This is a genomic window from Streptomyces sp. SAS_281, from assembly GCF_052542855.1.
Genome location: NZ_JBMNDO010000056.1, coordinates 25,748 through 49,852, shown reverse-complemented (window position 1 = coordinate 49,852; position 24,105 = coordinate 25,748). Strand labels below are relative to the sequence as shown.

The following is a 24,105-nucleotide window of genomic DNA, read 5'->3' as shown; positions in this document are numbered from 1 at the left end:
CCCCCCCCCCCCCCCCCCCCCCCCCCCCCCCCCCCCCCCCCCCCCCCCCGCGCCGGGTCAGGAACCGGCGGTCTTCGCGGCGTCGTTCCACTTCTTGTTCAGCTCGCCGAAGTAGCTTTCGACGCTGCCCTTCTGCGCCCCGCGGGCGATGTCGATCAGCTTCTGCCGGTAGTCGGGCTTGTTGAGGCCGATCTCGGCGGCGTTGTCGATGTCGTTCACCGCACCCGTCTTGCGCTCCGAGCGCTCGACGAAGATGACATCGTTGTCAACGAACTCCTTGAGCGTGCCGGGCATGGGGGCCGACTTCAGGGTGGGGACGGCACCCTCCTTGGCGGAGTAGCCGGACTTCTCGGTGAACCAGTCGATCCAGGCCCGGGCCGCTTCCTTGTGGTCGGAGTGGATGTTGACGGCCTGCTGGTAGTCCGAGACGAGCGTGGCGCACTGCTGCCCTTCGTCCTCCTGGACGGGAACGGGCATGTAGCCGATGTCGTCGGGATTCCCGCCGGCCTTCTCGGCGGCGTCCCGCATCTGCGAGATCGCCCAGGAACCGACCATCATGGAGCCGATCTCACCCTTGGCGAGCTTGCTCTTGGACGCTTCCCAGTTGGTGGTGCTGGGGTCCTTCTCCGAGAGCCCGTCCTTGACGATGTCGAAGAGCAGCTTGTCGATCACTCCGAGCTCGCTGCCCGCCTTCCAGGGCGAGACGGCGCCCGCCAGCTTGTTGTCGGCCTCCTTGTCGCAGCTGACGGAACCGATGTTGGCGGACCACTGGACCAGCGGCCAGCCGTCCTTGAAGTTGGTGTAGTACGGGGTCGACCCGGTCTTCGCCTTGACCGCCTTGAGGTCCGCGAGGAACTCCTCCGGAGAGTTGGGCCAGGCGGTGATGCCGGCCTTCTTCCAGAGGGCCTTGTTGTAGACGAAGCCGTTGGCCGTACCGAACTGGGCGATGCCGTAGGTCTTGCCGTTGACCTCCGACTTGTCGCTGAAGCGGTACTTGCCGGCCATCTCGATGGACGGGCCCAGCGGCGCGAAGAACTTGGGGTAGTCGTTCTTCGCCACCGCCGCCGGGATCATCAGGACATCGCCGTACTTGTCCGTGTTCATTCGGATCTTGACTTCACCCTCGTAATCGGTGAGGCCCTCGAACTTGACCTTGATCTTGGGGTAGACCTTGTTGAACTCCGCCGCGTAGGCCTTCATGGCCCCGCTTTTGATCAGGTCCGTCCGCTGCGTCAGGACCGTGATCGTGCCACTCGCCGTGCTCGCGTCCGCGGGGGCGGAGGCGGTCTCGGTGGACGGCGTGCCGCTGCCACTGCAACCCGTGGCGGTCAGTGTCGCGATGGCCAGAAACGCACCTGTGAGTGTCCTGGTCTTCCCCATGTGCCCAACTCCTTCGGACGGCGGCTCGGGTCTGCGCCGGATGTCGGCACTATGGCAGGGCGGAGGTGAACCGGTAAAGCCATTGTTTCGTCTGCGATGCGGAATCGTTACCTCTGTGCGAGTAGTTGCAGGTGAGAGGGGTGCGTTGCAGTGCGGGCGTTGCCAACCCGTGACTAGACCGGTTTATGGACAGTGTGCGATCAGCGGGTTAGGTTGTGCGGCGTCGAACATCTGTCAGCGTGCGCACTGGGCCGATTGGAGCCGCACCATGAAGGACATCACCCCGCTCGCCGAAGGCTGGAATCTGCGCCATGACGAGGCGCTGTTGCCCGCCCAGGTCCCCGGCTGCGTCCACACGGACCTGCTTGCCGCGGGCCTCATCCCGGACCCTTTCCTCCAGCGGAACGAGACCGAGGCCGCCTGGGTCGGCCGACGGGCGTGGACGTATGAGGCCGAGGTCTCCCATGACAGCCCGCACGAGCGCACCGACCTCGTCTTCGAAGGTCTCGACACCGCCGCGCGGATCACCTTCGCCGGCCGGGAGCTCGGATCCACCCGGAACATGCACCGCACCTACCGGTTCGATGCCACTGGTCTGAAGGGCCGTCTGGAAGTGCGCTTCGCCTCCGCCTACGAAGAGGCCGAGTCCGTGCGGGCGGTCACCGGTGACCGGCCCAACGTCTATCCCGAGCCGTTCCAGTACATCCGCAAGATGGCGTGCAGCTTCGGCTGGGACTGGGGCCCGACCCTGGTGACCGCCGGCATCTGGCGGCCCGTGCGGCTGGAGCACTGGTCGACCGCCCGTTTCGCCACCGTTCGCCCACTGGTCACCGTCGACGGGGGCCGGGGGGCCGTGGAGGTGAGGCTGCGGGTGGAGCGCACGGAGTCCGGGGCCGCCGCCGTGCTGCGGGCGCGGGCCGCGGTGGCCGGCGAGGAGGCGGAGGTCCGCTTCGAGGGCGACGAAGCCGTGGTGCGGCTGGCGGTCGGCGAACCCCGGCTCTGGTGGCCGCGCGGCTACGGGGACCAGCCCCTCTACGACCTGCACGTCACCCTGTACGGCGAGGAAGGGGCGCTGGACACCTGGCAGCGGAGGATCGGCTTCCGCACCGTCGAGCTGGACCGCGCGCCCGACGAGCACGGCACCGGCTTCACCCTCGTCGTCAACGGCGAACGCGTCTTCGCCCGGGGCGTCAACTGGATTCCGGACGACGTGTTCCCCTCACGCGTCACTCCCGAGCGCTACCGCGCCCGGCTGCGGCAGGCGGCCGACGCCAACGTCGACCTGGTCCGCATCTGGGGCGGTGGCATCTACGAGGACGAGGCGTTCTACGACGCCTGCGACGAACTCGGTCTCATGGTCTGGCAGGACTTCCTCTTCGCCTGTGCCGCCTACCCGGAGGAGCAGCCCCTGCGGGGCGAGGTCGAGGCCGAGGCGCGTGACAACGTTGTCCGACTCATGCCGCACCCCAGCCTGGTCCTGTGGAACGGGAACAACGAGAACCTGTGGGGCTTCCGCGACTGGGGCTGGGAGCCCGAACTCGCCGGTGACTCCTGGGGCGAGGGCTACTACCTGGGGCTGCTGCCCCGCGTAGTGGCCGAACTCGATCCCACCCGCGCCTACTGCGCGGGCAGCCCCTGGTCGGGATCGTGGGACCACCACCCCAACGACCCGGCCCACGGCACGTACCACTCGTGGGAGGTGTGGAACCGTCAGGACTACGCCGAGTACCGGGCGAACGTCCCCCGGTTCGTCTCCGAGTTCGGCTGGCAGGCCCCGCCCACGATGGCCACGCTCCGGCGCGCCCTCCCCGGCGAGGAGCTGGCGCCCGACTCGCCCGGCATGCTCCACCATCAGAAGGCCGAGGACGGAAACGGCAAGCTGGACCGCGGAGTCGCCCGCCACTTCGCCCTGCCCGACGGGGACTTCGACCGGTGGCACTACCTGACCCAGGTCGTGCAGGCCCGTGCCGTCGCCGCCGGCATCGAGCACTGGCGCTCCCACTGGCCGGTCTGCGCCGGCACCGTCGTCTGGCAGCTCAACGACTGCTGGCCGGTCAGCTCCTGGGCCGCCGTCGACGGGGACGGCCGCCTCAAGCCGCTCCACCACGAGCTGCGCCGTGTCTACGCCGACCGCCTGCTGACCCTGCAACCCGGTGACCAGGGGCCGGTGCTCGCCGTGGTCAACCAGTCGGCGACGCCTTGGCGCACGGAGGTGGCCCTGCGCCGCGTCGAGGCCGACGGGGCGACCACGGGCCGGGGCGTGCAGGAAGTGACGGTCGCCGCCCGCTCCGTCGTCCGGCTCCCCGTCCCCGCCGGGCTGGCGCCGGCCGGACTCAGCACCAAGGAGTTCCTCGTCGCCGACGCCGACGGACTGCGCGCCACCTTCTTCCCCGTCCCCGACAAGGAGTTCGCCTACCGGCGGCCGGCCTTCGACGTCGTCGTGGAGCCCGGTCCTGACGGCAGTGGTAACGTCCACGTGGTGGTCATAGCACACACACTCATCAGGGATCTTCTCCTTCAGGCGGACCGGCTCGCCCCCGGCGCCACTGCGGACCGGGGCCTCACCACACTGCTGGCCGGGGAGCAGGTCCGTATCCGGGTCGACGGGTGCGGCGACGTCACCGCGGACGACGTCCGGGCAGCCTTGTTCTGCGTGGGCGAGCGGTGAGCGTTCCGGTCCGCGTGACCATCAAGGACGTCGCCGCCCTGGCGGGCGTTTCCAAGGGTGCGGTCTCCCTGGCGTTCAATCACAAGCCCGGCGTCTCGGACGCGACCCGGGAACGCATCTTCGCGGCCGCCCGGGAGCTGGGCTGGGCGCCGAACCAGACGGCGCGCAGTCTCTCGGGCCGGCGGGCCGACATCATCGGCCTCGTGCTGTGCCGCCCGGCCCGCCTGCTCGGCCTTGAGCCCTTCTACATGGACTTCATCTCGGGCATCGAGGCCGTGCTCGCCGAACGGTCCTGTTCCCTGCTCCTGCGCCTGGTGCGTGATGTCGAGGAGGAGATCGAGCTGTACCGGACCTGGTGGCGCAGCCAGACCATCGCCGGCGCGGTCCTCGTGGACTTCCGGGCCGACGATCCGCGGGTCCCGGCGCTGGAGGCCATCGGACTGCCGGCGGTCGCCGTCGGCCATCCGTCGCTCACCGGCTCGTTCCCCGCGGTCTGGACCGACGACGCCACGGCGACGGCCGAGGCCGTCCGCTATCTGGCCGCCCTCGGACACCGGCGACTGGCACGCGTCGGCGGTCCGGCCGGGTTCGGGCACAGCGCGATCCGGACGCAGGCGTTCGACGCCACGGTCCGGGAGCTCGGCCTGGAGCAGGGGACCCAGATCGCAACGGGGTTCGATGAGCGGGAAGGTGCCCGCGCCACGCGTTCCCTGCTCCTGGCGGCCAACCGGCCGACCGCGATCGTCTACGACAACGACATCATGGCGGTGGCGGGGGCCGGTGTCGCGGCGGAGATGGGGTTCGTCGTCCCGGACGACGTGTCACTGCTGGCATGGGACGACTCCCAGCTGTGCCGGATCACGCATCCCACCCTCTCGGCGATGAGCCACGACGTCCACCACTTCGGTGCCGAGGTGGCCCGCACCCTGTTCGCCCTGACAGAGGGGAAGCACAGCGGTTCCCTGCAGGTGCCGACCCCGTCCCTGACGCCCAGGGGCTCCACGGCACCGGCGCCCCACTAGAGCGTGTTTCGAAAGTCCCGCCTGTCCGGCGACGCCTGGCACGCACGCTCGCCGCGTTGTCGGGATCACCCCGATACACCCGGTATCGGGGCGACCCTCCGCCTTGCGATCGCACGCACCGGACGCCGCCGGCCCCGCCCTCCGGGCGGACGGCGCTCCTTTCGAAACACGCCCTGGAGCGGGTTTCGAAAGTCCCGTCTGCTGGGCGGCGCCGGGCACGCACGCTCGCCGCACCGGCCGCGATCCCACGTACATCCAGTACGAGGGATTGCGGCCGGCACGCCGAGAAGCGGGGTCTCCCCTGTGCGAGCGAAGCCGGGAACTCGGGGAAGCACCGGACGCCGCCCGGCCCGCCCCGCGGGCGGACGGCGCTCCTTTCGAAACACGCCCCAGCAGCGGCGCGCCGCGCGTCCCGGGCCTCCGGGGCGCGCGGCCCCACGTCACCGGCGCTTGTAGTTGATCTTCATCGTGTCCATGTCCGTCGCCGTGGACCGCAGCTCCCCGTGCCCGTACCCCGCCTCGCGCAGCGCCGTCTGCGCCCGGTCCTCGGCGATCGCGCCGGCCATCTCCTCGCCGTCCTCGGCGTCCGAGACCACCACATAGCGGAAGCTGAAGTGCTTGAGGACCCGGTCGTAGGTGAGCGACCCCTCCTCGGTGAACTGCATCGCCGCGAGGCCGTGCTCCTCGACCTCGGCCAGCAGCCGCTCGCGCGCCGCGTCCGGCAGGTCCTCGAACGTGCCGCGCACGATCACCCGGTAGGTGTGCTGCGTACTCATCTGTTGCGCTGTCCCTCTCGACTGCCGCGTACGTGTCCGGAGGGAGCGTACGGGGGCCGGGAGCGGGACGGAAACGGAATTCCGGGCGCCGAGACACCCCTTGTCGGGGCGGCGACCGGCGTGTTGCATGGTCATCGGGGGGCGCCCGGACCTGTGGCGGCCCGCGCGAGGGAGCGAGGTTGCCTTGGCCACCACCGTACGACGTGCCGTCCTGACCCTGCCCGCGGCGGCGACCGGGCCGGAGAACCCGCTGCCCGCGCTGCGGCCGCTGGACGAGACGCACGTCATCGACGACCGCGACCGGACCGGGCTCCCGCGCGACATGGCCCGCCAGCTCGGCCACGCCCCGCTGACCACCGTCCTGCCCGTCCGCCTCCTCGACGGCTACGGGCGCGAGCGCACCCCCACGGACCTCGACGCGATCGTCATCGAGAACGACCACCTGCGCGTCACCGTGCTGCCCGGACTCGGCGGCCGGATCCACTCCCTCGTCCACAAGCCGTCCGGCCGCGACCTCGTCTACGCCAACCCGGTCCTCCAGCCCGCCGACTTCGCGCTCAACGGCGCCTGGTTCTCCGGTGGCGTCGAGTGGAACATCGGCGCCACCGGACACACCACGCTCTCCTGCGCCCCCGTGCACGCGGCGCTCGTCCCGGCGCCCGACGGCGGCGAGATGGTCCGGCTCTGGGAGTGGGAGCGGCTGCGCGACCTGCCGTTCCAGGTGGACCTGTGGCTCCCCGCCGACTCCGCGTTCCTGCATGTCGGCGTACGGATACGCAACCCGCACGAGCAGCCCGCGCCCGTCTACTGGTGGTCCAGCACCGCCGTTCCCGAGGACGCGGGCACCCGGGTGATCTCCCCGGCCGACGAGGCGTGGCACTTCGGGTACGAGCGCGCCCTGACCCGGGTCACGGTCCCCGGGAGCGGCGGCACCGACCGCACCTACCCGCTGCGCGGCGAATACCCCGCCGACTACTTCTACGAGGTGCCCGACGGCGCCCGCCGCTGGATCGCCGCCCTGGACGAGCAGGGCCGCGGGCTCGTCCAGACCTCCACCGATCTGCTGCGGGGCCGCAAACTCTTCCTCTGGGGCAGCGGCTGCGGCGGGCGGCGCTGGCAGGAATGGCTCACCGAGCCCGGCACCGGCGGCTACACGGAGATCCAGGCCGGACTGGCCCGCACCCAGCTCGAACACATCCCGTTGGAACCGGGCGGCGAGTTCAGCTGGCTGGAGTCGTACGGGCCGCTCGCCGCCGATCCCGCCGTCGTGCACGGCGACGACTGGGCGGCGGCCCGCGCCGAGACCGAGCGGCGGCTCGCGGACGCCCTGCCGCGCGCGGATGTGGACGCCGCGTACACCGCCTGGCGCGCCCACGCCGACGCCGAACCGGGCGAACGCCTCGCCACCGGCTCGGGCTGGGGCGCCCTGGAGGTGCGGCGCGGTCGGTACGACCTGCCCGGCACGCCCTTCACCGACGACACGCTGGGGGAGGAGCAGGCCCCCTGGCTCGAACTGCTGGAGCAGGGCGCGTTCCCCGGCCCCGAGGGGGCGGTCCCCGGGCCCACCCTGGTCTCCTGGCACTGGCGGGACATGCTGGAGACGGCCCCGGCCGAACCGCACACCGAATACCACCTCGGCATCGCGCAGTGGCACGCCGGCGACCGTGCCCAGGCGGTCCGTAGCTGGGAACGAGGTCTGGCCGCGGCCGCCTCCTGCTGGCCGCTGCTGCGCTGCCTGGCCGTCGCCGCCCTGGTGAGCGGCCAGCGCGAACTGGCCGCGGAGTACTACGCGGAGGCGTTCGACGGGCTGTGCGCGGAGCGCCGCGACGGCGACGAGGCGTGGACCGCGGCCACCGCAGCGCTGGGCCGTGAGGCGTTCGAGGCGCTTCTCCCGGCGGGGCGCGCCGAGGCCGCCCGCGCGGTGTGGACGGGGCTGCCCCCGGAGGTCCGGGCACGCGGCCGGTTCCGGCTGCTGGAGGCCCAGTTGCTGATCGCGGAGGGCCGGAAGGACGCCGCGAAGGCCGTGTTCGACGCGGGCTTCGAGGTGGCCGACCTGCGCGAGGGTGCGGAGATCCTTGAGGAGGTGTGGCACCGGATCACGGACGAGCCGCTGCCCGACGCGTACGACTACCGCATGCGCCCGCGCGCCTGACAGGAGCGGGAACCACATGATCATCTGGATCAACGGGGCCTTCGGCAGCGGCAAGACGACGCTGGTCACCGAGCTGCACCGCAGGCTGCCGGACGCCCTCGTCCTTGACCCGGAGCACGTCGGCTTCCTGCTGCGCGAGATCGTGGAGGTGCCGGGCGGCGACTTCCAGAACATCCCGCTGTGGCGCAGACAGGTGGCCTCGCTCGCGCAGGGGCTGGTCGAGGAGTACGGGCGGCCGGTCCTCGCGCCGATGACCGTGGTCCGCCGACAGTACGCCGACGAGATCTTCGGGGCCCTGGAGAAGGCGGGCGTCCCGGTCCGCCACTTCTTCCTCGTCGTCTCGGCGCCCGTACTCGAACAGCGGCTGGAAGCACGCGTGTTGATGCCTGACGATCCGGAGCGCGACGAGGCGGCGCGGCGCTGGGGGAAGGCGCGGATCGCCGATTGCGTGGCGGCGGTGGGCAGTCTGCGGGAGGACACCGTGGTGCTGGACGGCGAGCTGTCCACCGCGGAGCTCGCCGCCCAGGTGCTGGAGCGGACGGGTCTTGGCTAGACCGGCACGTTGCGGTCGACGTACTCGAAGACCGAGCCGTCCGGGTGCACCGCGATCAGGTTGCGGCCGACCGGGGTCGGGACCGGGCCCGCGATGACGCGGGCGCCGACCCGGGTCAGGGACGCGTGGGCCTCGTCCACGTCCTTCACGGCGATGGTCGCGGTGACCTTGCGCAGGATCTCCAGCTCCGATTCGGGGCCGCTCATCAGCAGGAAGCAGCTGATCGCGGCGACGGACACCCCGCCGCGCTCGAAGCGGAGGGCCCGAGCGCCCGTCAGCCGCTCGTAGAAGGCCACCGCGCCCTCCAGGTCGTCGACGCAGATACGCAGCGTGGTTCCCAGGATCTCCATGGCGGCCAGGTTAGTTGGCCGCCCGCCGCCATGTGATCCCTTCGGCACCGGCCGTGCTCAGACGCGGCAGAGCACCTCGCCGTGCGGCACCATGAACCAGCCGTCGTCCTGCGCGCCCCACGCGCGCCACGCCTCCGCGATCTCCGCCAGCTGCTCCGCCGTGGCGTGCCCGCCGTCCACCGCGAGCTTCGCGTACGCCGATCCGACGGTACGGTCGGCCCACAGCCCGCTCCACCAGGCCCGGTTCACCGGCGTCGCGTAACACCACGAGCCCGCCGTGGGCGTGATGTCGGTGAACCCGGCCCGCCGCGCCCAGGACAGCAGCCGGCGTCCGGCGTCCGGCTCGCCGCCGTTGGCGCGGGCCACCCGGCCGTACAGGTCCGCCCAGCGGTCCATGCCCGGCGACTCGGGGAACCAGGTCATCGCCGCGTAGTCGCTGTCGCGCGCCGCGACGACGCCCCCGGGGCGGCACACCCGGCGCATCTCGCGCAGTGCCTGAACCGGGTCACCGACGTGCTGGAGGACCTGATGGGCGTGGACTACGTCGAAGGAGTCGTCGGGGTAATCCAGGTCGTGGACGTCCGCGACGGCGAACTCCACGTTGTCCAGGCCGCGTTCGGCGGCGGTCCCGGCCGCCTGGGCCAGGATGTCGTCGGTGGTGTCGACGGCGGTCACCCGGCCCGGGGCGACCAGCGCGGCCAGGTCCGCGGTGATGGTGCCCGGGCCGCAGCCGACGTCCAGCACGTCCAGGCCCGGGCGCAGTTCGCCGACGAGGTAGGCCGCGGAGTTGGCGGCGGTGCGCCACCGGTGCGAGCGCAGCACCGACTCGTGGTGGCCGTGGGTGTAGACGGCGGTCTCCTTCGGCATGGCCGTGCATCCTCTCTCGAAACGCGAACCGCGAAAGCGCTGTCCGACAGGACCACCGTAGAGCCTGCCGCCGAATAATGAGATGGGTATCTTGCGATGTGGACAATCGCCGGGCGTGCGAAAGGGCGGCCGACGCCACGTCGACCGCCCCTCGTCGGCCTCCCGGCCCGAATGTCGCTACGCCGGCCGCGGGCAGTACACCGTCAGCGCCTCCGGCACCTTGTCGATCAGCAACTCCTCCTCGCTGTGCGCCACTTCACCGTCGTACGCGTACGGTGTCCCCGGCTTGAGGCCGGAGACCCGCACCCGCTGCCGGCGCACCGCCGCGTGCATGGGGGAGCGGGTCAGCGGGCCCGCGACCGCCGCCGCGAGCAGCCTGAGGCCGGGCGTCCGGCCGCCGTGCACCACGCGGACGTCCAGCAGCCCGTCGGCGAGGTTGTGCCGCCGCCCGGGCGCCGGACCCACCCGCTGGAACAACCCGTTGCCGATGAACAGCAGCCACAACGGACGGCACCGGCCCTGGAGTTCGGCCTCCAGGGGGCGCTCGCCGCGCAGTACGTGCAGGGCCGCGAGCACGCCCGCCGGCCAGCCGCCGATCCGGGGCGACCAGCGCTCCCGCATCCGCACCAGCTCCGGATACACGCCCAGGCTGAAGGCGTTCAGGAAGTACCCGTCGCCGCCGTCGGGGCCGGGCCGGAACCTGCCCAGGTCCGCCCGGACCGCACTGCCGGCGACGAGCGCGGAGCAGGCGTCGGCGACGGTCTCGATGCCCAGGTCGTACGCGAAGTGGTTGAGGGTCCCGCCGGGGAACACCGCGAGCGGCACCTCGTGCTCCACCGCCACGGACGCCGCCAGGTTGACCGTGCCGTCCCCGCCGCACACCCCCAGCGCCGTGCACCGGTCCGCGGCCTGCGCCAGCTCCGAGGCGAGCCGGCCTGGCGGGCACTCCACGATCTCCGCCTCCGGCAGCGCGCTCCTGATCAGCGAGGCGGTCGCGGTCGCCGTCCCCGACTCCTGGTTGGCGACCACCACCAGGCCCCGGCCCCCGGGCAGGGCGGGGGCGTCGGCCGGCGGTCTGCCCGGCGCGGGCAGCTGTCCCCTGGTCGGTATCACCCCGCGCAGGGCGAACGCCGCCCCCACGCCCAGCGCCGCGCCCGCCAGCACATCGCTCGGGTAGTGCACCCCGGTGTACACGCGGGACGCCGCCACGGACAGCGCGACGGGCGCGACGACCGCCCCCCAGCCCCGCGACTCCAACGCGACGCCGGTGGCGAACGCGGCCGCCGAAGCGGCGTGCCCCGACGGGAACGACGTGGTGACCGGCTGCCGCTTCAGCTGCCGTATCACCGGCACGGCGTCCAGGATCGGCCGCTGCCTGCGGACCGCCCCCTTGCCCACCGTGTTGATCGCCGCCGACGCCACCGCGAGCGAGGCGATCCCGCGCAGCGCGGCCCGCCGGGCCCGCGCACTGCCCCCGAAGGCGGCCATGCCGGCCGCGGCCCCGAACCACAGGAGCCCGTGATTGGCGCTGCGGCTCAGGCGGGGCAGCACCGGCCCCGCGGCCGGCCAGTGCCGCTGGGCCAGATTCTGGAACACGGCGAGATCGCGCCGGTGGAACCGGTCGCGCAGCCCGGCGATCCGGGACGGGACGGAAGCATTGCTCGCTGACGACATGCGTCAGCGGATACCCCGCATCGCCGCCCCGAACCAGCAGCCACGCCGACGGTAGCCTGTGATCGTCATACCGGTCACCGGCCTGGGCGCCGGACAGGAGAGGGGGGTGCACGACCATGGGGCGACTCGTCCCCGCGGTGACCAGGGCGCTCGACGTGCTCGAACTCTTCCTCCAGGGCGACGGCACCCTGTCCGCCCCGGAGGTGACCCGCAAGCTCCAGCTGCCCCGCACCACCGTCCACGAGCTGCTCACCACGCTCGCCGCCCGGTCGTACCTGGTCACGGAACCGGACCGGCCCGGCCGCTACCGGCTGGGCGTGCGCACCTACCAGCTCGGCAGCCGGTACGCCGAACAGCTCGACCTCGCCGCCGAAGGCCGCCAGGTCGCCCGGCGCGTCGCCGAGCGGTGCGGCGAGTCCGTGCACGTGGCGATCCTGGACGGCACCGACGCCGTCTGCGTGGCCCAGGCCGACTCCACCCACGCCGTCCGCACGGTGGCGGCGGCCGGCCACCGGCTGCCCGCCCACTGCACGTCCGCCGGCAAGATGCTCCTCGCCTCACTGCCCGCCCCGGAACTCGACGCCCGGCTCGACGGCCTGGAACCGGCCGCCCTGACCCCGCACACCCTCACCGGCGAGCGCGAGCTGCGGGCCGCCCTCGACGCCGTACGGGAACGAGGCGTGGCAACGGAGCACCAGGAGTCCGACCCGGGGGTCAGCTGTGTCGCCGCCCCCGTGCACGACCGGTCGGGGCGGGTCGTCGCCGCGCTCTCCGTGTCGGTCCCGATGATCCGCTGGACCGAGGAGCGCGAACGGGAACTCGCCGACCTCGCCCTCGAAGGAGCCGACGAGCTGTCGGTCCGCCTCGGACACGACCGCGGCACGGTCCGAGCCACCGAGCCACCGGGCGCCCCGCCCCGTTCCCTCGTATAAAGGTCCGGAGGGCGAACGGCGGGGCTGAGTGGCGGGCGGCGGCGAAGGAGGCCCGATGGGCCGGGAGCGGACCGGGCGGCACGAGCGCGGCACGGACGCGGTCCGGGAGGACCGGGGCCCCGTACGGTACGGGCCGCCGGCCCCCTGGCCGGGACTGCCCGTGCTGCCGGAACTGGCCGAGGTGCTGGCCTCCGCCGCCGGCCGCGCCGCCCCCGAACCCGCCGGCGGATCGGCCGCCCTGCGCGAGGCCGCCTGCGCCTACTGGGACCGGCGCGGACTGCGCGGCGGCCCCGAGCGCGTCGCGGCGGCACCCGGCACCGCGCCGCTGCTCCTCGCCCTGATCGCCGCGCACGGGGGAGACGTGCTGCTGCCGCGCCCCTGCCCCGCCTCCTGGATCCCGCAGGCCAGGCTGCTCGGCCGGCCCGCCTACCAGGTACCCACGCCCGCCGAGTGCGGCGGAGTGCCCGACCCTTACGCCCTCCTCGAAACCGTGCGGCGGGTGCGCGCCGAGGGCGGCCGTCCCAGGCTGCTGCTGCTCTCGGTGGCCGACGACCCCACCGCCACGGTCGCCCCGCCGGAACTCGTGCGAGAGGCGTGCGAGGCCGCCGTGGACGAGGGGCTGCACATCGTCAGCGACGAGACCTGGCGCGACACCGTGCACCGCCCGCACGACACGGTCCTGGTCAGCCCGGCAGAGATGTGCCCCGACGACGTGACGGTGGTCTCCGGTCTGTACGGGGCGCTGGCCCCCGCCGCCTGGCCGGTCGCCGTCGCCCGGTTCCCGGGCACCGCCCGCTCCGCCGCCCGCCACGCCCGTACGCTCGACGTCCTCACCGCGCTCGGCGCCTCCGTCGCCGGACCGGTCGCGGCGGCCGCCGCCCACGCCCTGCGCGAACCGGACGCCGTGACCGGACGCGCCAGGCTCGCCGCCGCCCTGCACGCCCGGCTCGCCACCGAGGCGCACCGTGCCGTCCTCGGCTGGGGCGCCCTCGCCCGGCCCCCGCAAGCCGGCCGCCATCTCTACGCGGACCTCGGCCCGCTCCGCTCCCGGCTCGCCGCCCGGGGCGTCAACGACTCGCTCGAACTGGAGGAGTTCCTGTCCGCCCGGCTCGGGACCCCCGCCCCCGGCGGCCACCGCTTCGGCGACGAACTCGGCGCGCTACGGGTCCGCCTGGGCACCGGCTCGCTCCTCGGCACGGACCCGGAGCGGCAGGCCGAAGCGCTCACCGCCCCGGACCCGCTCGAATTGCCGCACATCGCGGCAGCGCTGAGCATTTTCCGAGCAGCCCTCGACGCACCGCGCTGACCCACCGCGCCGGCGCCCTCCTGGACGGGAGCCCCGATGACCGACCAGACCGAGACCCCGGTCGCACCCCCTGTGTCCTGCGGCGAGGTCGTCACCCCGCGCCCCCTCGGCGAGGTGCGTACCTGGCCCCGCAGCTTCGCCGACCGGCTCACCGCCCCGCTCCCCGGCGTCCGCGGCATGTCCAGGCTGGCCCGCGAGCACGCCATCCGGCCCAACGCGGAGGGCCTGCGCCACATCCACCGCCTGCCCTACGCCCCCGGACCCCTGCCGCCGGTCCCGGCGGGTGCCGCGTGCGTCACCTGGGCCGGCCACGCCAGCTGGATCATCCGCACCGGCGGCCTCACCGTCCTCGCCGACCCCGTCTGGTCCCGCCGCATCCTCGGCACCCCGGCCCGCATCACACCGGTCGGGGTCCGCTGGGCGGACCTGCCGTCCGTCGACGCGGTCGTCATCAGCCACAACCACTACGACCACCTGGACGCCCCCACCCTGCGCCGGCTGCCCCGCGGCACCCCGCTGTTCGTCCCGGCCGGACTCGGCCAGTGGTGCCGCCGCCGGGGCTTCGGCAACGTCACCGAGCTCGACTGGTGGGAGTCCGCCCAGCTGGACGGCGTCCGCTTCGACTTCGTACCCGCCCACCACTGGTCGAGGCGCACCCTCACCGACACCTGCCGCTCGCTGTGGGGCGGCTGGGTCGTCCAGGACACCACCGGGCCGGGTGGCGGCAGCCGGATCTACTTCGCCGGTGACACCGGATACGGCCACTGGTTCGCCGAGATCGGCCGCCGCCACCCCGGCATCGACCTCGCCCTGCTGCCGATCGGCGCGTACGAGCCCCGCTGGTGGCTCGGCGACGTCCACGCGGACCCGGAGGAGGCCGTGCAGGCGTACGAAGACCTCGGCGCCCACGCCATGGCCCCCATGCACTGGGCGACCTTCCTGCTGTCCGCCGAGCCGGTCCTCGAACCCCTCACCCGGCTGCGCACCGCCTGGCAGGGCGCCGGACACCCCCGCGACCGGCTCTGGGACCTGCCCATCGGCGGCTCCCGCCTGCTGGGGCCGCCCGGCGTCAGCGCGCCCACCACGCCCGCGTCCGGCGCCACACCGCGGGCGCCCCGCTGATCACCAGCGTCAGGCCCACCGCCGCGACCACCCCCTGCCACGGCTCGGGGAACAGCGAGCCGCCCAGGATGCCGATCAGCTGGTACGTCGCCGCCCAGGCCAGACACGCCGGCACATCGCCCCGGGCGAACCGCCGCAGCTCCATCCGGCCCAGCAGGCATGCCAGCATCACCGGGATCCGCCCGGCCGGCACCAGCCGGGACAGCACCAGCACCGTGGCCCCGTGCTCGTCCAGCTTGTGCTGCGCCTGCTCTAGCCGCTCCGGCGCCGCCCGGTCCCGGATGGCCCGCAGCCACCGCGACCCGTTCTTCGACCGCACCCCCCGCTGCCCCAGCCAGTACAGGGATATGTCCCCGAGGAACGCCGCCGACGACGCCACCGCGAACACCACCAGCAGCGAGAACGGCGACGACTGGTGGAACGCCACCACGGCCGCCGAACTCACCAGCGCGCCCGTCGGCACCACCGGCACCAGCGCACCCAGCGCCACCAGCAGGAAGAGCGACGGATAGCCGACCGCCTGCTGCGTCGCCTCGGCGGGCAGCTGCGCCGCCTGGCGCAGGAACTCGATCACGCGCTGCCTTCCGGCCGCACCCGCTCGCCGTGCGCCAGCCGGTGCACCGCGACCTCCGGCGCCACCAGCGCCGCCTTGCGTACGAACTCCTCGCCCGGCGCGTGGAACTCGTGCGGCCGCACCCCGTCCATCCCGATCGGCCAGTACGTGCCGTAGTGCACCGGCACCGCCGCGCGCGGCCGCAGCCGGGTCAGCGCCTGGGCCGCCCGCCCCGCGTCCAGGTGCCCGTGGCCCAGGTAGGGCCCCCAGCCGCCGACCGGCAGCAGCGCCACGTCCACCGGGCCGACCGCCCGCGCCATGTCGTCGAAGAGCCCGGTGTCCCCGGCGAAGTACGTACGTGCCGCGCCCTCCACCACGTAACCGAGCGCCGGCGAGCGGTGCGGGCCCAGCGGCAGGCGCCGGCCGTCGTGCAGCGCCGGGACCGCCCGGACCCGCACCCCGCCCACCGTCACCTCGTCGCCCGCGACCACCTCGGTGATCCGCAGACCGCGCACCCGGCGCAGCAGCCGCAGCCCCGGCACCGACCGCACCGAACCGCGCGGCACGACCACCCGCGCCCCCGGGGCGACGCGCGCCAGCGACGGCAGGTGGAGATGGTCGGAGTGCAGGTGCGAGATGAGGACCACGTCGGCCACGGCCGCGTCCGGACCCGGCAGCTCGCCGCGGCGTCGCCGCAGATGCGCGAAGCGCCGTACGAACACCGGATCGGTGAGGAAGCGGACCCCGGAGTCCTCGATCGTGCATGTGGCATGACCCCACCAGGTGATCTCCACCGGCACGAGACGCCTCCTTCTGCTCACCGGACCCTTCGGCCCCCTCCACACCTGCCCGGACGAGCCTACGGCCAGTCGTACCCGGGCGGCCCGCGTACCCCGGCGCAGCCGTGGATCACCGGCCGGGGCCCGTGCCCCCGTGCGCCCCCTCACCGCCCCGGAACGCTCCCTCGGCCTGCACGTACGGGCACATAGGGTCGGGGAACGACGAGCACGGGGAGAAGGACGGGCCATGGGGGACGTACGCGTGGCGGCCATCGCCAGCCTGACGCCGCTGGAGGAACTGGACAGCGATCCGTTCCTCGTGGACACCCGGGGCCAGCACGCCATGTGCGCCCGCTGGGCAGCCGACCAGGGCTATGTCGTCACCCGGCAGCTGCGCCTCTACGGTCTGCGCCCCGACCACCCGGCGCTCTGGTCCGACATCGAGAGCGGCGAGGTCGAGCTGTTCGTCGCCCCCTGCGACCGGGTCCTCGCCAGCGCCCTCGCCTCGGTGCCGGAGTTCACCGCCGAGTGCGAGAGGCGCGGCGTACGCCTGGAGATCGCCGGACTCGCCGAGCCGTCCTACACCGCCGACGGCAAGGCCGGCGTGCACCGCCGCCTCTCCATGCCGACCGCGGGATACGACGGCTGCTGACCGGCCGCGGGGCCGTCCGGCCCGCTGTGAAATCCTGGGGCGGGGCCCGGAACGGCAGGGCCCGGACGTGAGGTGACGACAGCGTGGGCGACGGACGATGGCGGCGGACCGGCGCCGCGCTGATGCGCGTGATCGCGGTCTGGGCCGTCTCGACGCTCACCATGCTCGCGCTCGCCGGCATCCTCCCCGACTTCAGGCTCCAGTCCGCCGACGGCGACAGCATCACCAAGACCGCCTTCACCGCGGCCTGGGGCGCGGGCGCCTTCGGACTGCTCTCCGCGCTGGTCTGGCCCGTGCTGGTGCGGGCCCTGCTCATCGTCCCCGCCCTCGTCCTCGGCGCGCTCGTCTTCTTCCTCAACGGCTCACTGCTGCTGATCGCGCTTCGGCTCATACCGGACGGCCGCGGCGCCGCCGCCCCGGAGACCGCGGTCGCCGTCGCGGCCGTGATGTCCGCCGTCGCCTCCGCGACCTCCACCGCTCTCGCCGTGCGCGACGACAACGCCTACCGGCGCCGCCTCTCCCGCCTGGCCGACCGGCGCCGCCGGCGCAGCGGCACGGGCGGCGAGGCGGGCGGCGCCCCGCCGGGCACCGTCTTCATCCAGCTCGACGGGGTCGGCCACGACGCCCTCGTCGCGGCGGCCGCGGGGGGTGTCATGCCGACCGTCGCCCACTGGCTGGCCGAACCCGGCGGACACCGGCTCCTGCCCTGGCGCACCGACTGGTCCAGCCAGACCGGCGCCAGCCAGCTCGGCATCCTGCACGGCAGCAACCACGACGTACCCGCCTTCCGCTGGTACGAGAAGGAGACCGGCCTCGTCATGGTCTCCAGCAAGCCGGCGAGCGCACTGGAACTCCAGCGCCGGGCCGTCGCCCGCACCCGGGACGGCGGGCTGCTCACCCTTGACGGCGCCAGCCGGGGCAACCTCTTCAGCGGCGGCGCCGCCCAGCTCGCGCTCGTCCTCTCGATGGCCGCCAGACTCGGCAAGGGCCGCCGCTCACGGGCCGGGTACTTCGCCTACTTCTCCGACCCGGCCAACGCCGTCCGCACCGCCGGCTCCTTCGCCGCCGAGGTCTGCCGGGAGATCGCCCAGTCGACCCGCTCCCGCCTCCGCAAGGAGACGCCCCGCATCAAGCGCGGCGGGCTCTACCCCTTCATCCGCGCCTTCGCCACCGTCGTGGAACGCGACGTGGTGGTCGCCGCCGTCATCGGCGACATGTTCGCCGGCCGGACCGCCGTCTACGCCGACCTCGTCGCGTACGACGAGGTGGCGCACCACTCCGGACCGCGCAGCCGGGACGCGGAGAAGGTGCTCGCCCGCCTCGACCGGGCGCTCGCCCTGATCGCCAAGGTCGCCGAGCAGGCCCCCCGCACCTACCGGATCGTGCTCCTGTCCGACCACGGCCAGAGCCCGGGGGCCACCTTCGCAGGGGCGTACGGGCTGACCCTCAAGGACCTGGTCCGGGCGGGCAGCGGACTGCCCGTGCCCCGGAGCGCGCAGCGCACCCGCAGCGCCTCCGAGGCGCGCGACGCGGTCCGCATCGCCCTGCACCGGCCGGTCGCCGGGGGCCAGGACGAGCACGTCGCGGTCCCCTCCGACCCGATAGTCCTGGCCTCCGGCAACCTCGGCCTGATCTCCTTCCCGGACATCGAGGGCCGCGCGTCCCAGGAACAGCTGGAGCGCCGCCACCCCGCGCTGCTCTCCACGCTCGCCAACCACCCGGGCATCGGCTTCCTGCTCGTCCGCAGCGAGCGCCACGGCTCGGTGGTGCTGGCCCGCGACGGCGTACGGGTGCCCGTGGCGGATCTGGCCGACGGGCAGGGGCCGCTGGCCGTGTACGGCCCCGGCGCCGCGGACGCGATCCGGCGGACGGACACCTTCACGCACGTCGCGGATGTGATGGTCAACTCCATGTACGACCCCGCCACCGGCACCGTGCACGCCTTCGAGGAGCAGATCGGCTCGCACGGCGGCCTGGGCGGCGAGCAGTCGCGGCCGTTCCTGCTGTGGCCGCGCACCATGACGGACCCGCTGGACGCCGTCACCGGCGAGGACGGGGGGCGCCCGGCCGAACTCGTCGGGGCCGAGGCCGTGCACCGGGTCCTCAGACACTGGCTCCAGGAGGCGTCGGGGCCCCAGGTGCCGGTGCGGCCGGACGGGCAGCCGGACGAACAGGCCGGCCGCGCCTGATCAGGCCGACTGCCGGCGTACGAGCGTGGGATGGAAGATCACCGACGGGGGCGGGTCCGCCGGTTTGCCGATCTGCCCGAGCAGCAGCCGGGCCATCTCCGCCGACATCTCCTCCACCGGCTGCCGGACCGTGGTCAGCGGCGGATCACAGGCCAGCGCCGCGCTGCTGTCGTCGAACCCGACGAGCGCGACATCGTCCGGGACCTCCTTCCCGGCCCGCAGCAGCACGGGCACGGCCCCCAGCGCCATCAGGTCCGAGGCGATGAACACCGCGTCCAGATCCGGACGCTCCGCCAGCAGCCGCCGCATCGCCGCCGCGCCCCCGGCATGGGTGAAGTCGCCCTCGGCGGTCACCACGTCGTGGATGCCGTGCGAGGCGAGCGCGTCCAGGAACCCGGCGAGCCGCGCCTGACCGGCCGGCATGTCCTGCGGGCCCGACACCGTGCCGATGCGGCGGCGGCCCAGCGCGGCGAGATGGTCGGCGGCCAGCCGCGCCCCGGCCCGCTGGTCCGCCTCGACGTAGGTGAGCGGCGTCGGCCTGCGCGGCTGCCCGGCGAGCACGGCGGGCAGCCGGGTCCCGTGCAGCAGCCCGGGCAGCGGGTCGTCCGCGTGCGACGAGATGAGCACCACCCCGTCGACGTGACCGTGGCGCAGGTACGAGAGCAACTGGTCGCGCGACTCCTGGTCGTCGGCCAGCATCAGGACCAGCTGGATGCCCGCCGGACGCAGCACCTCCAGGAGACCGGTGACCACCCGCCCGAAGTAGGGGTCGGAGAACATCCGGCCGACGAATGGCTCTGGCACGGTGCGCCGCTCCCGCTCCGAGACGACCAGCGCGATCGAGTCCGTGCGGCGGGTCACCAGCGAACGGGCCGCGCGGTTGGGGACGTAACCGGTGGCGTCCACCGCCGCCTCCACGGTCCGCCGCAGCGCCGGGTCCACGGTGGTCGCGCCGTTGATCACCCGGGACACCGTCGCCCGTGACACCCCGGCCACACCGGCGACGTCCTCCAAGGTCACCGGACGGGCGGGCGGCGGCACGTCGGCAGGCATGCAGTCTTTATACCGGGTGGTACGACCGGCGGGGCAACGGCCCCGGGCGCCTCGGGTTGCGTCGGCCCGGCCGTCAGCCGGGAGCGCCGGACAGGCCGGGCAGCCGGGCGAGTTCGGTCCGGCGGGCGGAGACCAGGGCGGCCGCGAGCCGCTTGGCGTCCGGCCGGGTGCCGGCCCCGGTCTCCGAGCGCGAGACCTGGGCGGTCTGGCGCAGATGGCCCCCGATCCGGTCCACCAGGAACCGGTCGAAGGCCGCGCCCCTCAGCGCGCGGGCCCGTGCCAGGTCGCCGGCCGTCACCATGCCCGGCATGTCGTGGCCCTCGTGCACATTGGTGTCAGGGAGCCCCATCCGGGTCAGCAGCGGGCGCAGCCGGGCCAGTTCACCGTTCTGGGCGGCGCGCAGCCCCGCCGCCCAGCGCCGTACACCGGCGTCGCCGGAACGGTCGGCGGCGAGCGAGAGGAGTTCCACGGCCTGTTTGTTCATCGGGGTCATCAGCTGGACCCAGGCGGCGTCCGTCGGATCGGCGGGGGCGCCGGTGGCGGACGGGGCGGGCGGGGGAGTGGATCCCGGGTCGGCCGCCGGGGTGCCGCAGCCGGCCAGGAGGAGAAGCAGGGCGAGCGTCGCCGCGCGGCGGACCGCCTTCATCGCGGGCTCCCTCGGGGGAAGGCCCGTCCGGGGCGCGGGGCCCCGGACGGGCGATGGGGGTACGGGGGACGCGTCAGGGGGTGCCGTCGGCCCCGCACTTGATGATGGCGTTGATGCAGTCGCGCACGCGCTGCGCCAGTTCGGCCTCGGGCCACACGTTGAAGAAGTCGCCGTGCATCGTGTAGCCGGGACCGGACGCCAGGCGGAACCTGGACGGGTCGCCGTTGACCGGGTACCGCAGCACCTGGCGGAGCTTGGGTACCGGGACCGGGTGGGTGGCCGGGCACTCGCCGTTGACCGGGTACGACATGTGGCTCTTGTGGTCGGGCGAGTCGAGGTCCTTGCCGTTCCAGCACTGCGGGAAGTCGAGGTACGACTCCAGCATCGCGTCGGCCGGGCAGTTGACGAAGTCGTGCGACGGGTTGACCTCGCCGTGGTGCAGACACGACCAGCGCGAGATCGTGTTGTCGTTCGGCCCGGTCGCCCTGGCGTTGCCCGCGACGATCCTCAGGCCCCGGGGGAAGGGCTTGATCTGCCGGATGACGTCGTCCCGGACGCCCTCGCCCAGGTAGTAGAACGTGGTGCCGGTGGGCTCCACCTCCTTGTCGCCGTTGTACAGGGTGGGCACCCAGTACGACGACAGGTCGATGTCGGGTGAGCAGGTGCTCCTGGCCTTCTCCAGCGAGGCCAGGTCGGAGTGGCCATTCGTGGAGTCGTTGCCGAAGAAGCTGTGCATGTGCGAGGCGCCGGGCAGGCCGGGGAAGACGATCGGGTCGTCGGGAGCCCGGTGGGTGTACGGGCACTCGGCGAGGAATTCGGCCACCCGGACCACGTCGGCGGCGGCCTTGGGCGCGGGGGCCTCCGTGCCGGCGGACGCGCTGCCGGTGGTGGCCTGAAGGAGGGTCAGGGCGAGCGCCGCGGCGGCGAGTGCCGCCGTGCGGTACCGCCGGGGCGATGGGGGTCTGCGGTGGCGGTCCTCGCCGTTGCTGCGTTGACGGAAGAAGAGCACGGCACTCCTGTTCAGGGAAGTGGTGGGGGGATGTGCCCTGATCATGGGCGGTCTGATCAGGTGAGAGAGCGCTCTCTGCCAAGGGAACGTAGGAGCGTGTTCGGTGCATGTCAATACAGCCGACGGGCCTTCGATGGCCGGTCGGTGACGGTGTCCTCCGGGGTTTCTGTACGGGAGAGCGCTCTCTCTCGTGACAGGCGCCCAAAACCTCGGGCGCCAGGCCTGGGAGAGCGCTCTCCCAGGCTTCTTCGGCCGCGGCGTTGTCAGTGGTGGGCGGCAGGATGAAGGGCATGACGAACTCAGCAGTCGTGCTCGCCGACCACGCCTCCTACGCCGCCGCCGTCGAGGATGCCGCCCAGGCCGCCGCCGCTTACTACGCCACGGGCGAGAGCACCCTCGACGACGACGCCTACGACCGCCTGGCGCGGGGCATCGCCGCGTACGAGCGGGACCATCCGCAGGAGGTGCTGCCCGCCTCGCCGACCGGCAAGGTGGCGGGCGGCGCCGCCGTCGGGGACGTGCCGCACACCGTGCCGATGCTCTCCCTCGACAACGTCTTCTCGGCCGAGCAGTTCGCCACCTGGACCGCATCGCTGGAGCGCCGGATCGGACGGCCCGTCACCGCGTGGAGCGTCGAGCCGAAGCTCGACGAGCTCGCGGTCGCCGCTCGGTACCGCGAGGGCCGCCTGGAGCGGCTGATCACCCGGGGCGACGGCACCGCAGGTGAAGACGTCTCCCACGCCATCGGGACCGTCGTCGGGCTCCCCGCGCGGCTCGCGGAGCCGGTCACGATCGAGATACGCGGCGAGATCCTGATGACCACCGAGCAGTTCGAGCGGGCCAACACGGTCCGCACCGAGCACGGCGGCGCCCCCTTCGCCAACGCGCGCAACGGCGCCGCGGGCACCCTGCGTGCCAAGGACCGCGCGTACACGGTGGAGATGACGTTCTTCGCGTACGGCGCCCTGCCGCTGCCCGACTCCGGCGCAGTGGCGGACGAGCTCGCCGAGCTGCCGCACAGCCAGGTGCTCGCCCGGGTCGCGGAACTGGGCGTGCACACCGCCGCGGATACGCAGGTCGCGCCGCGCACCGCCGCCACCGTCGAGCAGGTCCAGGCCCGGATCGAGGAAGTCGCCGCGCTGCGCGCCGCGTTGCCGTTCGGGATCGACGGCATCGTCGTCAAGGCGGACCTGGCCGCCGACCGGCGCGACGCGGGTTCCGGCTCCCGGGCCCCGCGCTGGGCCATCGCCTACAAACTGCCCGCCGTCGAGAAGGTCACCCGCCTCCTCGGCGTCGAGTGGAACGTGGGCCGCACCGGCATCATCGCGCCGCGCGCCGTGCTGGAACCCGTCGAGATCGACGGCTCGACCGTCGGCTACGCCACGTTGCACAACCCGGCCGACATCACCCGACGGGACCTGCGCATCGGCGACCACGTGATGGTCTACAAGGCGGGCGACATCATCCCCCGCATCGAGGCGCCCGTCGCCCATCTGCGCACCGGTGACGAGCAGCCCGTCGTCTTCCCCGAGGCGTGCCCCCAGTGCGGTTCGGAGATCGACAGCAGCGAGCAGCGCTGGCGCTGTGTGCGGGGCCGTGACTGCCGCATCGTCGCCTCCGTCTCGTACGCCGCCGGGCGCGACCAGCTCGACATCGAAGGGCTCGGCACGACCCGGGTCGTCCAGCTGGTCGACGCCGGTCTCGTCACCGACTTCGCCGACCTGTTCATGCTGGAGCGCGAACAGCTGCTCACGCTCGACCGGATGGGGGAGACCAGCACCGACAATCTGCTGGCCGCCATCGACACGGCCCGCTCGCAACCGCTCTCCCGGGTGTTCTGCGCCCTCGGTGTGCGCGGCACCGGGCGCTCCATGTCCCGCCGGATCGCCCGCTACTTCGCCGAGATGGACCGGATCCGGGCCGCCGGCGAGGAGGAGTTGCAGCGGGTCGACGGCATAGGCAAGGAGAAGGCGGCCGGCGTCGTCGCGGAGCTGGCCGAGCTCGCCCCACTCATCGACAAGCTGGTCGCCGCCGGGGTGAACATGACCGAACCGGGCGCGACCGCGCCGCCCGCGCCGGGCGAGGAGGCCGACGAGGAGACGGCCGCCGGTGCCGAGGGCGCTCCGCTGGCCGGGATGACGGTGGTGGTCACCGGGGCCATGACGGGCGCGTTGGAGAAGCTGTCGCGCAACCAGGTGAACGAGCTGGTCGAGCGGGCCGGCGGCAGGTCCTCCTCCAGCGTCTCCAAGCGCACGACGCTGCTCGTCGCCGGTGAGAAGGCGGGCTCCAAGCGCACCAAGGCGGAGGAGCTGGGGGTGCGGATCGCGACGCCGGAGGAGTTCGCGGAGCTGATGGCGGAGTTCCTGCCGGTCGACGCCTGAGCCGGGCGCGCCGTGGGCAGGGCCTGGCCGCGTCCTTCGAT

Annotated in this window: 20 protein-coding genes; 10 read left to right on the top strand and 10 right to left on the bottom strand. The window is 73.4% G+C overall.

Features of this window, described 5'->3' with window-relative positions; all coding sequences use genetic code 11:
* Nucleotides 1-57: 57 nt before the first annotated feature.
* Nucleotides 58-1,380, bottom strand: a complete 1,323-nt coding sequence (locus ACN6LM_RS21670; RefSeq protein ID WP_445067029.1) for an ABC transporter substrate-binding protein — start codon at nucleotides 1,378-1,380, stop codon at nucleotides 58-60.
* A 268-nt stretch (nucleotides 1,381-1,648) separates the two neighbouring features.
* On the opposite strand from ACN6LM_RS21670, the gene ACN6LM_RS21665 reads away from it, so the two are divergent.
* Together ACN6LM_RS21665 and ACN6LM_RS21660 are read left to right on the top strand one after the other, a co-directional pair.
* The gene (locus ACN6LM_RS21665) at nucleotides 1,649-4,048 is read left to right on the top strand and encodes a glycoside hydrolase family 2 protein (RefSeq protein ID WP_445067028.1); all 2,400 of its coding nucleotides are present in this window, start codon (nucleotides 1,649-1,651) and stop codon (nucleotides 4,046-4,048) included.
* Nucleotides 4,045-5,070 (top strand): LacI family DNA-binding transcriptional regulator, encoded by a 1,026-nt coding sequence (locus ACN6LM_RS21660; protein ID WP_445067027.1) that lies wholly within the window; start codon nucleotides 4,045-4,047, stop codon nucleotides 5,068-5,070. The genes ACN6LM_RS21665 and ACN6LM_RS21660 overlap by 4 nt, the downstream gene beginning before the upstream one ends.
* A 440-nt stretch (nucleotides 5,071-5,510) precedes the next feature.
* Here the strand turns inward: ACN6LM_RS21660 and ACN6LM_RS21655 are convergent, their stop codons facing one another.
* A complete protein-coding gene (locus ACN6LM_RS21655; RefSeq protein WP_445067026.1) occupies nucleotides 5,511-5,846 on the bottom strand; it encodes a DUF6204 family protein in 336 nt (111 codons plus the stop codon).
* A gap of 184 nt (nucleotides 5,847-6,030) precedes the next feature.
* Here ACN6LM_RS21655 and ACN6LM_RS21650 point away from each other — a divergent pair, with 184 nt between their 5' ends.
* A complete protein-coding gene (locus ACN6LM_RS21650; RefSeq protein WP_445067025.1) occupies nucleotides 6,031-7,998 on the top strand; it encodes a DUF5107 domain-containing protein in 1,968 nt (655 codons plus the stop codon).
* A 16-nt stretch (nucleotides 7,999-8,014) separates the two neighbouring features.
* On the top strand, nucleotides 8,015-8,551 hold the full coding sequence (locus ACN6LM_RS21645) for an AAA family ATPase (RefSeq protein WP_445067024.1): 537 nt from the start codon (nucleotides 8,015-8,017) through the stop codon (nucleotides 8,549-8,551).
* Here the strand turns inward: ACN6LM_RS21645 and ACN6LM_RS21640 are convergent.
* The 3 genes from ACN6LM_RS21640 to ACN6LM_RS21630 form a co-directional block, all read right to left on the bottom strand.
* Nucleotides 8,548-8,901, bottom strand: coding sequence for a VOC family protein (locus ACN6LM_RS21640; protein WP_445067023.1), 354 nt, complete (start codon nucleotides 8,899-8,901; stop codon nucleotides 8,548-8,550). The two genes, ACN6LM_RS21645 and ACN6LM_RS21640, sit on opposite strands and share 4 nt — an antisense overlap.
* Before the next feature lie 57 nt (nucleotides 8,902-8,958).
* Entirely contained in the window at nucleotides 8,959-9,768 is an 810-nt protein-coding gene (locus tag ACN6LM_RS21635; RefSeq protein ID WP_445067022.1) for a class I SAM-dependent methyltransferase, read from the bottom strand.
* A gap of 177 nt (nucleotides 9,769-9,945) precedes the next feature.
* A complete protein-coding gene (locus ACN6LM_RS21630) occupies nucleotides 9,946-11,442 on the bottom strand; it encodes a bifunctional phosphatase PAP2/diacylglycerol kinase family protein (RefSeq protein ID WP_445067021.1) in 1,497 nt (498 codons plus the stop codon).
* A 116-nt stretch (nucleotides 11,443-11,558) separates the two neighbouring features.
* Between ACN6LM_RS21630 and ACN6LM_RS21625 the strand changes: the two genes are divergently transcribed.
* The 3 genes from ACN6LM_RS21625 to ACN6LM_RS21615 are packed head-to-tail and all read left to right on the top strand — an operon-like array spanning nucleotide 11,559 to nucleotide 14,802.
* Complete coding sequence (locus tag ACN6LM_RS21625; protein WP_445067020.1) at nucleotides 11,559-12,374, top strand: IclR family transcriptional regulator; 816 nt, start codon at nucleotides 11,559-11,561, stop codon at nucleotides 12,372-12,374.
* A gap of 55 nt (nucleotides 12,375-12,429) precedes the next feature.
* Complete coding sequence (locus ACN6LM_RS21620) at nucleotides 12,430-13,680, top strand: aminotransferase class I/II-fold pyridoxal phosphate-dependent enzyme (protein ID WP_445067019.1); 1,251 nt, start codon at nucleotides 12,430-12,432, stop codon at nucleotides 13,678-13,680.
* Nucleotides 13,681-13,716: 36 nt separating this feature from the next.
* On the top strand, nucleotides 13,717-14,802 hold the full coding sequence (locus tag ACN6LM_RS21615) for an MBL fold metallo-hydrolase (protein WP_445067018.1): 1,086 nt from the start codon (nucleotides 13,717-13,719) through the stop codon (nucleotides 14,800-14,802).
* Here the strand turns inward: ACN6LM_RS21615 and ACN6LM_RS21610 are convergent.
* Together ACN6LM_RS21610 and ACN6LM_RS21605 are read right to left on the bottom strand one after the other, a co-directional pair.
* A complete protein-coding gene (locus tag ACN6LM_RS21610; protein WP_445067017.1) occupies nucleotides 14,750-15,376 on the bottom strand; it encodes a DedA family protein in 627 nt (208 codons plus the stop codon). The two genes, ACN6LM_RS21615 and ACN6LM_RS21610, sit on opposite strands and share 53 nt — an antisense overlap.
* Nucleotides 15,373-16,155 (bottom strand): MBL fold metallo-hydrolase, encoded by a 783-nt coding sequence (locus ACN6LM_RS21605; RefSeq protein ID WP_445067016.1) that lies wholly within the window; start codon nucleotides 16,153-16,155, stop codon nucleotides 15,373-15,375. The genes ACN6LM_RS21610 and ACN6LM_RS21605 overlap by 4 nt, the downstream gene beginning before the upstream one ends.
* 226 nt (nucleotides 16,156-16,381) lie before the next feature.
* Here ACN6LM_RS21605 and ACN6LM_RS21600 point away from each other — a divergent pair, with 226 nt between their 5' ends.
* Nucleotides 16,382-16,786: a hypothetical protein gene (locus ACN6LM_RS21600; RefSeq protein WP_445067015.1), complete on the top strand. Its 405-nt coding sequence runs from the start codon at nucleotides 16,382-16,384 to the stop codon at nucleotides 16,784-16,786.
* A gap of 83 nt (nucleotides 16,787-16,869) precedes the next feature.
* Entirely contained in the window at nucleotides 16,870-18,975 is a 2,106-nt protein-coding gene (locus tag ACN6LM_RS21595; RefSeq protein WP_445067014.1) for a phage holin family protein, read from the top strand.
* On the opposite strand, the gene ACN6LM_RS21590 is transcribed toward ACN6LM_RS21595, so the two are convergent.
* The 3 genes from ACN6LM_RS21590 to ACN6LM_RS21580 all read right to left on the bottom strand — a co-directional run bounded on the left by ACN6LM_RS21590 (nucleotide 18,976) and on the right by ACN6LM_RS21580 (nucleotide 21,728).
* Nucleotides 18,976-20,028: a LacI family DNA-binding transcriptional regulator gene (locus ACN6LM_RS21590; protein WP_445067013.1), complete on the bottom strand. Its 1,053-nt coding sequence runs from the start codon at nucleotides 20,026-20,028 to the stop codon at nucleotides 18,976-18,978. It abuts the gene before it with no gap.
* A 73-nt stretch (nucleotides 20,029-20,101) separates the two neighbouring features.
* On the bottom strand, nucleotides 20,102-20,674 hold the full coding sequence (locus tag ACN6LM_RS21585; RefSeq protein ID WP_445067012.1) for a DUF305 domain-containing protein: 573 nt from the start codon (nucleotides 20,672-20,674) through the stop codon (nucleotides 20,102-20,104).
* Between the two features lie 73 nt (nucleotides 20,675-20,747).
* Nucleotides 20,748-21,728 (bottom strand): DUF1996 domain-containing protein, encoded by a 981-nt coding sequence (locus ACN6LM_RS21580; protein ID WP_445067011.1) that lies wholly within the window; start codon nucleotides 21,726-21,728, stop codon nucleotides 20,748-20,750.
* Between the two features lie 236 nt (nucleotides 21,729-21,964).
* Here ACN6LM_RS21580 and ligA point away from each other — a divergent pair, with 236 nt between their 5' ends.
* Nucleotides 21,965-24,064, top strand: a complete 2,100-nt coding sequence (gene ligA, locus ACN6LM_RS21575) for an NAD-dependent DNA ligase LigA (protein ID WP_445067010.1) — start codon at nucleotides 21,965-21,967, stop codon at nucleotides 24,062-24,064.
* The last annotated feature ends 41 nt before the right edge of the window (nucleotides 24,065-24,105 follow it).

What these genes read in the sequence shown, in the direction of transcription:
- ACN6LM_RS21670 (WP_445067029.1), bottom strand. Translation starts at nt 1,380, where the DNA reads ATGGGGAAGACCAGGACACTCACAGGTGCGTTTCTGGCCATCGCGACA.
- ACN6LM_RS21665 (WP_445067028.1), top strand. Translation starts at nt 1,649, where the DNA reads ATGAAGGACATCACCCCGCTCGCCGAAGGCTGGAATCTGCGCCATGAC.
- ACN6LM_RS21655 (WP_445067026.1), bottom strand. Translation starts at nt 5,846, where the DNA reads ATGAGTACGCAGCACACCTACCGGGTGATCGTGCGCGGCACGTTCGAG.
- ACN6LM_RS21645 (WP_445067024.1), top strand. Translation starts at nt 8,015, where the DNA reads ATGATCATCTGGATCAACGGGGCCTTCGGCAGCGGCAAGACGACGCTG.
- ACN6LM_RS21640 (WP_445067023.1), bottom strand. Translation starts at nt 8,901, where the DNA reads ATGGAGATCCTGGGAACCACGCTGCGTATCTGCGTCGACGACCTGGAG.
- ACN6LM_RS21635 (WP_445067022.1), bottom strand. Translation starts at nt 9,768, where the DNA reads ATGCCGAAGGAGACCGCCGTCTACACCCACGGCCACCACGAGTCGGTG.
- ACN6LM_RS21630 (WP_445067021.1), bottom strand. Translation starts at nt 11,442, where the DNA reads ATGTCGTCAGCGAGCAATGCTTCCGTCCCGTCCCGGATCGCCGGGCTG.
- ACN6LM_RS21625 (WP_445067020.1), top strand. Translation starts at nt 11,559, where the DNA reads ATGGGGCGACTCGTCCCCGCGGTGACCAGGGCGCTCGACGTGCTCGAA.
- ACN6LM_RS21620 (WP_445067019.1), top strand. Translation starts at nt 12,430, where the DNA reads ATGGGCCGGGAGCGGACCGGGCGGCACGAGCGCGGCACGGACGCGGTC.
- ACN6LM_RS21615 (WP_445067018.1), top strand. Translation starts at nt 13,717, where the DNA reads ATGACCGACCAGACCGAGACCCCGGTCGCACCCCCTGTGTCCTGCGGC.
- ACN6LM_RS21600 (WP_445067015.1), top strand. Translation starts at nt 16,382, where the DNA reads ATGGGGGACGTACGCGTGGCGGCCATCGCCAGCCTGACGCCGCTGGAG.
- ACN6LM_RS21590 (WP_445067013.1), bottom strand. Translation starts at nt 20,028, where the DNA reads ATGCCTGCCGACGTGCCGCCGCCCGCCCGTCCGGTGACCTTGGAGGAC.
- ACN6LM_RS21585 (WP_445067012.1), bottom strand. Translation starts at nt 20,674, where the DNA reads ATGAAGGCGGTCCGCCGCGCGGCGACGCTCGCCCTGCTTCTCCTCCTG.
- ACN6LM_RS21580 (WP_445067011.1), bottom strand. Translation starts at nt 21,728, where the DNA reads ATGATCAGGGCACATCCCCCCACCACTTCCCTGAACAGGAGTGCCGTG.
- ligA (WP_445067010.1), top strand. Translation starts at nt 21,965, where the DNA reads ATGAAGGGCATGACGAACTCAGCAGTCGTGCTCGCCGACCACGCCTCC.